At 35.7% G+C, this 14,037-nt stretch carries 8 protein-coding genes; 7 read left to right on the top strand and 1 reads right to left on the bottom strand.

From position 1 onward, the window contains the following. Positions 1–203 precede the first annotated feature (203 nt). The 7 genes from BC008_RS23105 (at position 204) to BC008_RS23080 (ending at position 8,849) form a co-directional block, all read left to right on the top strand. Positions 204–812, top strand: coding sequence for a TetR/AcrR family transcriptional regulator (locus BC008_RS23105; protein WP_027845479.1), 609 nt, complete (start codon positions 204–206; stop codon positions 810–812). Positions 813–1,191: 379 nt separating this feature from the next. Further along, positions 1,192–3,291, top strand: a complete 2,100-nt coding sequence (locus tag BC008_RS23100; RefSeq protein ID WP_058183893.1) for a S8 family serine peptidase — start codon at positions 1,192–1,194, stop codon at positions 3,289–3,291. A 53-nt stretch (positions 3,292–3,344) separates the two neighbouring features. Continuing rightward, positions 3,345–3,554, top strand: a complete 210-nt coding sequence (locus tag BC008_RS49655; protein WP_161938147.1) for a hypothetical protein — start codon at positions 3,345–3,347, stop codon at positions 3,552–3,554. 363 nt (positions 3,555–3,917) lie between these two features. Then, on the top strand, positions 3,918–4,760 hold the full coding sequence (locus tag BC008_RS23095) for a hypothetical protein (protein ID WP_027845480.1): 843 nt from the start codon (positions 3,918–3,920) through the stop codon (positions 4,758–4,760). A 230-nt stretch (positions 4,761–4,990) separates the two neighbouring features. Next, on the top strand, positions 4,991–6,460 hold the full coding sequence (locus BC008_RS23090) for a hypothetical protein (protein WP_027845481.1): 1,470 nt from the start codon (positions 4,991–4,993) through the stop codon (positions 6,458–6,460). Positions 6,461–6,462: 2 nt separating this feature from the next. Beyond that, a complete protein-coding gene (locus tag BC008_RS23085) occupies positions 6,463–8,361 on the top strand; it encodes a pentapeptide repeat-containing protein (RefSeq protein WP_027845482.1) in 1,899 nt (632 codons plus the stop codon). Positions 8,362–8,402: 41 nt separating this feature from the next. Further along, on the top strand, positions 8,403–8,849 hold the full coding sequence (locus BC008_RS23080; protein ID WP_036267348.1) for a hypothetical protein: 447 nt from the start codon (positions 8,403–8,405) through the stop codon (positions 8,847–8,849). 38 nt (positions 8,850–8,887) lie between these two features. Here the strand turns inward: BC008_RS23080 and BC008_RS23075 are convergent, their stop codons facing one another. Beyond that, positions 8,888–13,519: an nSTAND1 domain-containing NTPase gene (locus tag BC008_RS23075; protein WP_058183891.1), complete on the bottom strand. Its 4,632-nt coding sequence runs from the start codon at positions 13,517–13,519 to the stop codon at positions 8,888–8,890. Positions 13,520–14,037 lie beyond the last annotated feature (518 nt).

Here is a 14,037-nt window from a genome sequence, read left to right as displayed (position 1 = left end):
AAATTTTGGGGCGCTTATGTGGTGTCCCCATTTTCCTTGACAGTTACCAATGCTGAGAATGAGTAATTTATACAAACATAATTAGAGTAAATTTAGTTGTGCTGCATCTTAAGTTTTTGTTGGAAAAGTATTTAGAACAAAATAAGTTGTTCGGAATCCAGTTGTCTTTAATATGCTTTAAGAAGAAAGTTAAATAAAACATAATGGCACATATTCGAGTTCAAGACGTTGAAACAATAGGCTTAAGTAATAAATCTGTAAAAATTCTTCAAGGGGCGATGCAAGAATTTTTAGCCCATGGTTATACTGGTGCAAGCATGGATCGGATTGCTTCTTCTGCTGGTGTTTCAAAGGCGACGGTATACAGTCACTTTCAAGGAAAAGAAGGTTTATTTAAAGCTTTAATAGAAAAAATGACGCGAGAAAAGTTTGTATCAGTGTTTGGTACAGAACCTTTAGAAGGGGAACCAAAAATTGTCTTACGTCAGCTTGCGATCAAAGCATTAGAAGAAATGACATCTAATGATAAATATCGGGATTTTAAGCGATTATTAATTGGAGAATCTGGTCGCTTTCCAGAACTAGCTAAGGTTTGTATTAATTGCATGGTTAAACCGGTATTTGAGACACTGACAAAATACCTGGCTTCCCACCCTGAATTGGACATTCCCGATCCGGAAGCAACAGCAAGAATTATGATTGGTACTCTTGTGCACTATGTAATGACCCAAGAGATGATGCATGCAAAGGATATTATTCCCATGGAAAAAGAACGTATCGTTGATGCTTTAATGCACCTTATTATTAAGTAATAAGTAATGAGTAATAAGTAACAAGTAACAAGTAAAATCCCATCAGCATTATCTGTGAACGGGTGTAAAGTTAATACATGCTCACCTATGATTAAAATATAAAAAATCGGTTCAATTAATAAATCCTCTAACTTAGGACAGAGGTATTACTCACTACTCACTACTCACTCATTACTGTGCGCTTAAGCGCCCCGCTTTGCTAACATTACTCGTTACTTATTACTCATTACTCATCAATCATGGGATACTGTTAACAGCATAATATTTTTTCAACACTAAAAATAAATTAACTATTAACGATCGCAAGATATTGTGTTGACTCGGTGTGTGGAGTGTTCGTATTGCTTGCGTAACAGTAACCGGGGTGGGAAGAAGGCTAATGAGTTCGAATAATAGAGATTTGGTAGCAGAAAATCCTTCTGTTTCGTTTGTCTTACAAGAAGATAGAGATATTTTGATCACCAACGTGGGATCGGTTACGGGACAAGGGGATCTCGCGATGCGTGCAGATGAAGCACGAAATACGTTTAATGTAGATGGTAGTGGTGTAACCATAGGAGTATTGTCCGACAGTTTTAATACCTTAGGTGGAGCCAATGATGATATCGCTAGTGGCGATCTTCCCGGTGCTGGTAATCCTCTAGGTAATACGATTCCAGTAAATGTACTTGAGGAATCAGCTATCATTGCTTCTGATGAAGGACGAGCAATGATTCAGTTAATTCATGATGTCGCTCCTGGTGCTGATTTTATTTTTCATACAGGAGTCTCTAGCCAAGCTGGTTTCGCCGATGCTGTTACTGAATTAGCAGAAGCTGGAGCCGATATCATAGTTGATGACATTCTTTATTTACGGGAACCGATGTTCCAAGATGGAGTAATTGCTCAGGCTGTAGATAAAGTGGTGGCTGATGGGGTATCATACTTTGCTGCAGCGGGAAGCACTGGTCGCGGTTCCTATGAAAGTGCTTTTAACCCTAGCGGTCAGTTTGAAGCAACATCGGGTGGTGAATTTCATGATTTCCAGTCGGGAGCGGTAGTAGATACTTTCCAAAGCATTAATGTTTTTGAGGGTCAAACAATTCGTATTTCCTTTCAATGGGATTCGCCATTTTTCTCAGTAAGTGGTGGATCTGGCTCTCCAAATGACTTGAATATTTTTCTGTATGACAGCACTGGTACCAATATATTAGCTTCAAGTACAGATAGTAATGTTGGTGGCGATCCCGTAGAAGTATTTACCTTCACCAATGATGGTAGTTTTGGTACGAATCAGTTCAATCTTGCTATTACCAAATCGGACGGTCCCAATCCCGAATTAATGAAATATGTCCTGTTTGGGGGTGTGGCAATTGATGAATTTGATACAAATAGCAGCACGGTATACGGACATGCTAATGCTGCTGGAGCGGAAGCTGTGGGGGTCGCATTATACGATCAAACCCCGGAGTTTGGAGTCGTACCACCAAATTTACAATCTTTTTCTTCTGCTGGTCCGACCCCGATTTTATTTGAAACCGATGGAACGCGGACTTTTGAACTGCGTCAGAAACCGGAAATTATTGCTCCCCACGGGACTAACAATACCTTTTTTGGTAACGATACTGACGGTGATGGCTTACCTAATTTCTTCGGAACATCAGCTGGCGCTCCCCATGCAGCTGGAGTTGCGGCTTTGATGTTGGATGCAGTTCCCGATGCAACTCCTGCAGAAATTTATCAAGCTTTGGAAAGTACTGCTTTGGATATGGACGATCCATTTACTCCTGAGTTTGATTCTGGTTTTGATGATGGAAGTGGATTTGGTTTTATTCAAGCAGATTTAGCGATCGCTGAATTATTGGGAAGTGGAGAAGTAAGAAACGGGGGATTTGAGAATGGTGACTTTAATAGCTGGAAAGCTATTGGTAATGCTAGTACCCAAACGGCAGAATTTGGCAGTATTCCAACAGAAGGAAATTTTCAAGCCTTAATAACTACTGCTTTGGGTATTGTCAGCGATACTGAAATCGAAGCTTTTTTGGATTTAAATCTTGGAGCGATCGATTTAATCGATAATGGAGATACAACTGAAGGTTCTGCTTTACAAAAACAAGTTGTGGTTGAAGCTGGAGATATTTTAAGTTTTGATTTTAGTCTATTGACAAATGAAACTGTTTCTGAAGGTGACTCCGGTACATTTAATGATTTTGCTTTTGTTTCTGTCATCCCAAATACTAATCTTGAATCTGGTACTAATATTAAGATTGCAGACATCAGCAGCGCTTCGGTTGTATCTCCAACAAGATTTGAGCTAGAAACTGGCTACGATAATTTTACTTATGAGTTTACAGAAGCTGGTACCTACAAGGTGGGAATTGGGATTGTGGATGCTGGAGATGAAGCTTTTGAGTCGGGTTTGTTGGTGGATGATTTTAAAGTAATTTCACAGGATGGTGGGGTTTTATTTCCTACGGATATGATGACTGTTTCAAGCTGATAATTTACTTTTGACTCTTTTTTATCATAGCCAAGAGGCAGAGCCTCTAAATTGTGATTCCCAGACTGAGTCTGGGAATCAAGTTAATATGCCCTATATATGATGAGATTGTGGATGTTGGAGATGAAGCTTTTGAGTCAGATTTTTTAGTGGATAATTTTAAAGTAATTTCACATGATAAAGGAATTTCAAGAACAAGTATCGCCCGCACCAATAATTTTGAATTACCCCAAATAATCTTTGATTTTTCTGGTATTTACTGAATAAATACAATCTAACTTTTCGACCTATAATAAGGATTAACTTATTAAAAAATTGACAACATCAGATTATCATATACTTTCCATAAAGTGATTTAAAAATATAGTTACAGAAAATATTTCGTAATTTTTGTTTAATTCAAATAATAATAAGAATAAAAAAGTTCGCAAATATTTAGAACCTTGTAGAAGTAATTTGTATTACACTAGTATTAACCAAATAAAAACTGTATATATTAACATTAGGTAATTGTATAGTTCTCTAAGGCTTGCTGATTACTGATATAAATCAATACTACTATTTATAGTCTTCAGTAGAGAAGTATTGCTGATTTCGCAGATATAAAATATATAGGGATTTATGAAGTGTTAATAAAAAATATTTCCCAATATCTAGTAATTATTACAACTATTGTCCTGGTTAATTTAATAATTACATCTTGTCAAAGCAAATGTGAATTTGCGGCGAACCAAGATGCCCAAAAAGAGAGCGTACAATTAAATGATTTTATTTTTAGCCGTGTCTTTGGAAGTAATAGTTGTTCACCTAAAAAGTTATTTCTGAGATTACCAGTCAACGTCAATGTAGAGCTATTAAATAAAGAAAATTTATTATCTGGCAAAGAGTATACACCTAAGATTACAAGTTTTGTTACATTTTCAAGTCAACCTAATACTTTTACAATCAGTCGTATAGATGAATTTAAAAACGGTTTTTTTTACACAAAAAAAGATACTTGTCTAGCCTGGAAATGGTTGAAAATTAAGGGTCAAAATTCGGTTTTAACATTGAGTATGGAAAGAAATTTAAAGATACATGACCAAAATATAAAAAGCGTTATATTTTTAATCTCTCTACCAGTGGAAATGAGAGATGCTAGGAGCGATATAAGTATTGAACGATATGTATGGGAAAAAGAAACATCTAAGGTTGGAAGAATAGAATTTTTCAACTTTAATCAAAAATATCCTATATTGAGAAATTTATTTAGACAAAGAGATAGAGGAAGACTTCAAACAGTGGATGCGTTTAGTGAGGGAAAATCAGTTGACGGAAAGATAATAGAAGAAATTTCAGAGATAAGTGATAGGGGAGGATTACATGTCGACCGCGAGATTGAAGAATTAATAATTTCCAAGTATGAAAAAACGTATTTAGACACAGCAGATTATCCTCCATGTAAGATACCTGAAGATTTGAAAAAATAAAACTTACAAGTATTTACAATATGGAACACTCCATTAAAATGCTAAATTTGTGACCTTAAATGTGGTGCAAAGTTATTTATTAATGATTTTTGATCAATTATAAGAGCTTCAAAGTTTGATTAAAAATTCATCTTATAAATTTTGACTAATTACTTACATGTAGCAATTAGCACCAAGTTGATAAACGTTGGAAATTATTTCTTTAATATTTGTTATTGAGAATTAAATTTATGAACGAAAATAATTATAGTCAGATACAACTGGTTGAACAGGTATATAAAAATTATGTTGAAAATTCACTATATCGCCAAAAACTAGAAAAATGGTACCAACAGCAAAAACTATATCAGTTCACAATTTTTTCGATGTTAGTGTTATTTTTAATCTTGCAAAGTTTTGGACAACTAGCAATATTAGAATATTCTTTCGGCGAAAGATTCGGACTCTCTGTTACTGATAAATTATGGGGATTTCCAATTAAAACTTTAATTGGCTTACTTGTAACAGCATCTCTACCTTTGACTACGTTAATAGATGAATCAGAATTATTAAATAAGAAAATAAAAATATCATTAATTGGTATCAAATTTTCACCAATTGTTTGGATACTACTTCCTGGAGATTTATTATTGACATTTCAAGCTGTCTTGTCAGGAAATCAAAATTTTAATCAAAACTTTATTTTTGTACGTGATTTAATTCCAATCCCTGTTATTGCTTTTAGTGTAGCTGCTGTATCTTCAACTTTTTCATTTTGTCTAAGTAAAGGTATAATTGCTGCTTTCAGTAAATATGTGAAAGCACGCGAAGAATTACAGACGATAAGCATCTATGGTATCAATCCAAGACCATTCTATAAAAATGCAGAACAAATACGCTTAAGAGAAGAATATGAAGAAAAAAGTCAACAAGCGGAAGATGCAAATCGCCAATTGGAAGAAGCTAATCAAAATTTACAATATATAATAAGTGAAAAACAAAATTTAGAAGAACAAAATATACAAGATAGAGAACAGCTTGAGCAACTTGAAATATTAAAAGAAGAACAGCTTCAACTAATACAAAATTTGGAACAACAAAATAATGATTATAAAAACTATTTAACTTCGATAAAACAACTCAAAACTAAATTTAATAATAGTAGAAGACCCATTAAAGACTTAGTAAATAAAGTAAAAGATTTAGCTGGGAAAGATTTCGCTGGTATTGATGAATTTATTAATAACTTCAGCTTCCCTAAACTTGATATGACTCCAAAGAGTAACGACAAAACCGTAGAAATACCAACTTATTACTGGAAATGGCAAAATCCTGACTTCAGTTGGCAAGATATACAATTACCTTCTGAGTTATCTTTTGTTGCTCGTAGACTTCTTAGTATAATGGAGCAGCAAAATGATTTACCTGTACCTCATCATATAACCGGCTACGCACCAAGAAATGATTTAGCACAATGTTTAGTCCTGTATTTTCAACCTTATAGAGTAACTGTATATTGTCGCGATGAACAATTTAAGAGTGATGCTAAAAAGTGGGATAAGGAAGCTGAGAGTATTTTTAAAAACAAGTTAGTTGAAGAGCAGATTAGTGGTTACTGTGTACTTGAAATTACAACAGAAGAAATTATGAGTCATCCTTTGGATGTATTAGAGAGAATAAAAAATGCAATTAGTTCTACTATGCAATGGGAATCTAATTAGTCATGAAAATCAATTTTGCAATTACACCTAAACACAGAAGTGTTTTTCCACCAGAAGAGTTAAATATTAGTTTTGAGCATAACGCTCATGTTTGCAGTTTGGTCGTACATGGAGACCTTCAAAATCCTCAAGTGTACATCATACCTACAGCGCTATTTTCAACCATACCAACTTCAAAATGCTGGTTTTTCATGGATATATCTTGGTCAAAGTTAAATGGCTTTGAGTTTAACCAGTATAGTGACTCAGAAATTAGGGTTCATATTAACTCTACTCCTCTAAGTTCTAGTACGGGTAAATTAAAAGGTGCAGACAAGATACGGATTAATAATGATTTAATTTCTATTACCTTTAAAGCCGAAGTAAATCAGATAGACTTAAGTAATAAAGATCCAAGAATATTTTTAGAAAAATGTAGTGAATATGGAATTAAAATTATTGATGTTGATTTTTCAGAACTTATTAATTTAAATAATATCTGCTGTTCGAATAGTTATTTTTATAATGTTAATTTTCTTGGGTGCAATTTGGAAAATTCTGATTTCAGTAATTCTAATTTTTATCATTTAAGATTTGTTGATTCTAATCTTGAAAGTGTTATTTTTAATAAGTCTTATTTTTCTGATGTAGGATTTTTGCATGTAGTTTTAAAAAAAGCGAGATTTGAGCAATGTCATGTCTATCGTAGTAGAATAAGAATTGAAGAAGATCGAACCCTAATTTTTAATGACTGTGATTTAAGATATTCTAGCTTTATAAAATGTGATATAAGTAGTAAGTTGTATAATTGCGATTTAACAAACGCAGATTTTTCTGAAGGAAAGATTTCAGCAACTAACTTTTATAATTGTCGTTTAAATCAAACAATATTTACTAAGTCTAAATTTGTTTCATTATTAGATGAGATTAACAAATCAAAAGTTAATAAGATAAAAGATTTAGAAGCCGACCAAACTTTGCTGATTCGTTGTTGTATTGGAAATAAATCTGAATTTATAAAGGGTGAACAATATATTAATAATAAAGGAAAAATTCTAAACTGCAAATTCAACAGTGCATTAATGAGTTTTGTTGATATTAGTAATAACATCATTCAAAATACAGACTTTGAAGCAACTGATTTATCGAGAGCAAAGCTTTACAATTGTGAATTTATTAGAAGTAGCTTTCACGGGAGAGAAAATAAAGCTGCTAATCTTTCATTAGCGGATATTTCTTTTAGTAAGTTTCGAGAAGAATGTAATTTAAGTGAAGTAAATTTAACAAAAGCAAGACTAGTAAAAATAAATATAGATAGATGTAATTTTGTGAAAAGTGTTTTCTGCGAAGCTAAACTAATAAATAGTAACTTTAGTCTTAGCGATATGACTGGTTCAGATTTTAGAAGTGCAGACTTAACTGCAGTAAGCATGGATAGATGCAAGCTTCACAGTGCTAATTTTTATAACACTCAAAGAGGAAGCTTTAATTTAAATATAACAAGTGAGCAAAAAAATAGTGAAGAAAAAAAATTAATAAGTAATTGCGATATTGACTTCATTGAGTGGAGTCCGAGCCCAGAGAAATATGGAGAAATTCAAATAACTAAACAAGATTTTTTAAAGATAGTTACGGGACAAATATCTCCGATTGCTGTTATATCTAATCTTTCTAAAGAAAGTGCTTCAATTGTATCGTACATATATAATGATACAAAGGCTGAAGCTACTGCTAAAAGCGCTGCTCAAGATTTAAATGATGCTTCAATCGAGATAGGTGGTGATGTGAATGATAGTGAAATGGACGGAGCCACTATTGAAACTAAAGCTTATGAAGGTTCTGATTCGGATGAAGAAGATATCTCAACAAATGACGAATCTAATACAGATGAATCTTCTACTGAAGAAGATGAACAAGACTAAATTTTATTAATTGAAACGCAGTTGATAAATGAGGTAAAAGCATGGCTAATGAAAATGACGCATCGCTAAAAATTGGTGGTAATGTGAATCACTCAAAAGTTAGAAGTGGAAAAATTAAGACTGTCCAAGGGAAAGATACAGCAAAAAATAATGCCTCTGTGTCTATTGACAAAGATGTAACTGATTCTTCTGAAATAGAAGGTGGTCAAATTGAAATTTCTCAATCAATCGATATCGCTAAATTGAAAGCTGAACTTCGGAAAGAAATTCAGCCATTTATAGAAAAACTCGCTGAATCTTCTATCACTCGAAGCGAAGCTGTAGCCACTGAAGCTATCAAAGAAGAGATTAAGAGTAAACCAACTCTCAAGAAACGATTTCTGAGTGCATTGGAAGCAGGTGGTACGGAAATATTAAAGGAAATATTCAAGCATCCTGTTATTACTATTTCTATTGAGACAGTGAAGGGATTTTTGAAAAGTAGTTAATCTAGTTTGGCATAGATAAAAAATATTAACATTTACCACTACTCCACACCATCGCACAAATGCCTATCTTCCTCACTGAGACTAGCATTATATTTGAGATAATCCCGCGCCCAATTACAACCACTGCTCAGTAAATCATTTAATTCAACATCCTGTGCTTTCATCTTCTCAACATTCCATAGCTTCACCGTCTTATCGTAACTACCAGAGACGATGGTTTTCCCGTCAGGACTAAATGCTACCCCAATGACCTCTGCATCATGTCCCCTGAGGGTTGCAATCAACTGTCCCTGAATATTCCATAATCTTACCGTCCCATCGTTACTTCCAGATGCAACTATTTTCCCGTTGGGACTAAATGCGACACCCCAGACTTCTGCATCATTTTCCTTAAGAATAGTCTCTATCGGTTCGCCTTGACTATTCCACAGCTTCACGGTTCCATCGTTACCAGCAGAAGCAATTGTTGTACCGTCAGGGCTAAATGCTACACCCCATACCCCTGCATTATGTCCCCTCAGAGTTTTAAGCTCAATACCCTGAATATTCCACAGCTTTACGGTTCCATCGTTGCTTGCAGAAGCGATAGTTTTACCGTCAGGACTAAATGCTACACCCCAGACTGGACCGTCATGTCCCTTCAAAGTTTTTAGTAACTGTCCTTCAATACTCCAGAGCTTTACTGTTTTATCGTTACTTACTGAGGCAATAATTTTACCGTCAGGGCTAAATGCTACACCCCAGACTAAATCGTCATGTCCTTCAAGGGTTTTGATTAATTCTCCTTGCATGTTCCACAATTTCACGGTTCTGTCCGAACTGGTAGAAGCAATAATTTTACTGTCAGGACTAAATGCTACGCCCCACACTAAATTGCCATGTCCTTTCAGAGTTGCAATGTTCTGTCCCTGGGTATTCCATAAGTTTACTGTTTTATCATTACTAGCAGAAGCAATGGTTTTGCCGTCAGGGCTAAATGCTACCCCGATCACTGATGCTTGATGTCCCTTGAAAGTTTTACTTTCCTGCTCTTGAATATTCCACAGTTTTATTGTTTTATCATAACTGGTAGAAGCGATGGTCTTCCCATCGGGGCTAAATACTACCCCAATTACACCTCCATCATGCCCTTCAAAAGTTTTAATCTCAATACCTTGCAGATTCCATAATTTCACTGTCCTATCCGAACTACCTGAAGCAATAGTTTTACCGTCGGGGCTAAATGACACATTCCGAACTCTTCCATCGTGACCCCTGAAAGTTCTGATTAGTTCTCCTTGAATATTCCATAATTTTACTGTCTTATCTCTACTACCCGAAGCAATAGTTTTGCCATCGGGACTAAATGCGACTCCTACAACTCCTGCATCATGTCCCCTAAGGGTTTGAATTTCCTGTCCCTGGATATTCCATAGTTTGACGGTTTTATCCGAACTAGCAGAGGCTATGCTATTCCCGTCAGGGCTAAACGCCACTCCAATTACCTCTAATTCATGTCCTCTAAGAGTTTTAAGTAATTCTCCCTGAATATTCCAAAGTTTTATTGTTCTATCTCTACTAGTTGAGGCGATAGTTTCACTGTCGGGGCTGAATACCACCCTAAGAACCGGTGCAGTATGTCCCTTAAGAGTTCTAAGCAATTTTCCCTGGGTATTCCACAACTTTACTGTATTATCTCTACTGGTGGAGGCGATGGTCTTTCCGTCTGAGCTAAATGCTACTCCACTGACTGGTCCCTTATGTCCCCTCAGAGTTCTAATCAATTTTCCTTGATTATTCCACAGCTTCACCGTACTATCGTAACTACTAGAAGCAATGATTTTACCGTCAGGACTAAATGCTACATCTATGACCGGCGCGCTATGCTTTGCTAACCGATTGCGTTCCTCTACTGCATATACGGATGTCTCTAAAGCTGTAAGCTGTCTGGAAGTATTAGCTGTTTTATTTTGTAGTGGTTTTGCCGCTCGTAAACCTTCTATTAGGGCATCTAAATATTTTCCTTGATTGGAAAGTTCTAGTGAATAGTTTGCAAGAGCATTACTTTGTTTGAGCAAGGTCATTTCAGATTGTTGCCATTGTAACCAAGCAAATCCAGAAAGACCTAAAGCTAATACAAAACCACTAGCCAAACTGAAAACAGTCAGCTTTCTTCTACGTTTTTCCTGATTTTTTTGTTGCAGGCGCAATCTTGTACTACTTTTAATAAAGTCTTGTTCGGAAGATGCAAGGTCAAATGGTCGCTGTTTAAGCCTTTCTTGGGCGTCTAACAACATTGCACCTCGTAACAATGCTTCTTCATCCCGCCCACTCTGCTCCCATTGATACATTGCAACACGCAAACGTTCTTGCCAAGCCCGGAAGTTACGGTCAAAATCGATCCATTGTCGCAGTTGACCCCATTCCCGAATTAAGGCTTCATGGACAATTTCTACCGTCTCAACTCGATCGCCTTCATCCCAAGCCGTGACTACCAAACGATAATCAGCTAGACGTTTGACTAGATCCCAATTATATGCATCTACCTCATGACGATTTGCGACCCGTTTAGTGTCTTCCGTACCTTCTCCTGGGCGTACTAGTTGAATAAATATCCGTTCGGCTTGTTGTTTTTCTGTAACGGACAAGATATTTAGGACGGAATCTGCATATTTGGCTAAAGCTTTCTCTAAACCGCCAATTTCTCCATAAGCTTGGTGTGTAAGGTACCATTTATTTGGTTTGTCCCATAGTTGGGTCAGGGTAAACTCTAGTAAAGGTAAACGCCCTGGTTGTTTGCCTAGATCGTCAATTAATTTTGCCGTTAAACCTTTTTCTAATTCCACCTTCATTTTTTCGGCAGGTTTTTCTATTGCTTGGGCTAATTCCTCCCGGTTCATTGAGGTGAGTAATATTGGTGGATATTTCTGCAAGGTTTCACCCATTGGTTGATAATCCAAGGCTTTTCCCATAAAGTCAGCCCTGAGTGTGATAACCAAAGTGAAGAAATTCGGGGCGAATTTTACAGCATATAATAATGCATCTAGAAAAGGTTGACGCTGTGATTCAGTCGCCAAAGTATAAAGTTCTTCAAACTGATCGGCAATTAGTACAAAACTTCCGTGGAGTTTTTGCCCAGCGGAAATAATAATATCTTTAATGAACCCACACAAAGCTTGCTGGTCATATTGCAAATCTACTTCTAATTCCAGTTCCTGCAATCTGCGGCTGTTAGTTTCTATTTCTTTGTCCCTTTGAAACTCAATCAAGGATTGCACGTGGGAATTTAAAGCTATTGCTAAAGCATCAAAGGGATTTTTTCCCGGACGGAAGGATACTATGTGCTCAGTACCAGCAGTTCTCAAACGAGGAACCAAACCAGCAAATACCAAAGAAGATTTTCCACTTCCAGAAGCACCAACCACAGCAGCTAATGGTTTAGTATTTACAGCATCGACCAAATCTGCAATGTATTTATCTCTACCAAAGAACATCGATGTATCTTCTTCCCTGAATGGGGATAACCCTTTGTAAGGAGAATCGGGAAGTTTTCCTGTTAGTCCTCCCAAATCTTCCCAATTGGGAGCTGGATCTGAAGTATTTTGACAAATAATTGGTAACCAATTGACCCCTGGTATTTGCTTTTGAGAATCTTCTTTATTTGTAAGTTCTTGGAGTTTAACCCTTGCATCTCGTACAGAAGCAAATAAAGATTTTCCTTGAGAAAAAGAATGTAAAAAATACTTGAGAAAATCTTGGGCGATTTTATCCGGTACTGGTTCTCGCCAGACAATAACATATGGCAAACCCAAATTTGCTAGTTGTTGTGCTAAACCCAAACCATCGCAAGAATTGAAGATAGCTAACCTTAAACCTTTAACAATCGCCTCGCGGAAAGTATTCCTAATTTCCTCTGGATTTAAGCGATCGCTAGGACTTATTTGTAATGAACCTATTTGACTGTTGCGATCGCTTTCACTGTGACCGCTATAAAACAAGATGTCACAAGGTTCATCCCATAACTTGATAAAGTCTGAGCGCTGTGGTTGGGAGAGAAAAGTTAATTCTGCTCCCTGTTGCTTTAATTTTTCGATTAATTCTCGATCTGTTTCAATATCTATATTTTGGCTGTCACCAAATATACTAGTTATTTTAACTCGCCGAAATACTTGATTTTCAATTGGTTTGACTTTTAATTGAGACTTATTTAAGGATAATCCAACCTCTACACTGGAATTGTCGGGGAAGTAATTCCATTCTCGCCAAGGGAGACGATGTAAAATATCTGACGTCGATTGAGATTTAATTTCCTGAGTATCAACAATAAATATTATTTCAGGATTGGAATCTGATATTACTAATGGTTTTAATTGTGATTTAACGCTATCAAGCCAAGAGTTTAATTGGTTTTGCAAACTTTGAGCAGAATTTTCACATTCCTGATAGCATTCAGACCAGGAAAAATTAGTAGTTTGTTTTTTTTTGAATCCCAATCTCAAAGGACCAACTAAATTGATATACGTACTTTGCCATGTTTGATATAAGGTTGGAATTTCTGGTGCGGGTGGAAGTTGGACTTCTAGTTCTGTAGGTTTCCTCTCAGCACTGATGAAGTGTACTGTGCTTTGATTTCGACTAAATCCTTCCTGAAAGTTACCATCACCAAACTTTAAGCTTACCAGAATCTGCATCTTTACTTATTGGAATTACTTAAGGATATAAGTTCATCAGGTTTTGTAGTCGATTGGATTGAAGAGCATGAGCCCATACTGTGCGACGATGCATAACCCAACAAAGCTCAATAATTTAGGTCACTAGGGTCGTGGAAAAATCGGAAATACTATAAGTTAATACAATAAATTTAGGTTTTTGTTGTTGAACTTATGCATAAAGGATGATGTTGCACTTAATAGGCAAAATGAGCAAATATATACTTGTTGAACATATAACATAATGGTTATAATCGAGATTTTAGCGCTTATACACACTATCGCCTACAAATAATCCGTACGTGATTCCAAATTTCCAATCAATAATGTGATGCGAATAGACTATTGATTGGATTATTAGACTTTCTTGAAAGAAATTAAAAAAGGTTAATCAACTGAATTAAACAACTATCCAGCCTAGGGTTGGGGATTAATTTCACAGAGTCAAGCAAAATAAATAAATAAATATAAAGATAATTAGTGACTCTAAAATAACTGCA

The sequence above is a fragment of the Mastigocoleus testarum BC008 genome (genome assembly GCF_001456025.1).
Classification (GTDB): Bacteria; Cyanobacteriota; Cyanobacteriia; order Cyanobacteriales; family Nostocaceae; genus Mastigocoleus; species Mastigocoleus testarum.
The sequence above is the reverse complement of the archived record's forward strand: the minus strand, read 5'-3'. Positions and strand labels throughout refer to the sequence as shown.

What these genes read in the sequence shown, in the direction of transcription:
- BC008_RS23105 (WP_027845479.1), top strand. Translation starts at nt 204, where the DNA reads ATGGCACATATTCGAGTTCAAGACGTTGAAACAATAGGCTTAAGTAAT.
- BC008_RS23100 (WP_058183893.1), top strand. Translation starts at nt 1,192, where the DNA reads ATGAGTTCGAATAATAGAGATTTGGTAGCAGAAAATCCTTCTGTTTCG.
- BC008_RS23090 (WP_027845481.1), top strand. Translation starts at nt 4,991, where the DNA reads ATGAACGAAAATAATTATAGTCAGATACAACTGGTTGAACAGGTATAT.
- BC008_RS23085 (WP_027845482.1), top strand. Translation starts at nt 6,463, where the DNA reads ATGAAAATCAATTTTGCAATTACACCTAAACACAGAAGTGTTTTTCCA.
- BC008_RS23080 (WP_036267348.1), top strand. Translation starts at nt 8,403, where the DNA reads ATGGCTAATGAAAATGACGCATCGCTAAAAATTGGTGGTAATGTGAAT.
- BC008_RS23075 (WP_058183891.1), bottom strand. Translation starts at nt 13,519, where the DNA reads ATGCAGATTCTGGTAAGCTTAAAGTTTGGTGATGGTAACTTTCAGGAA.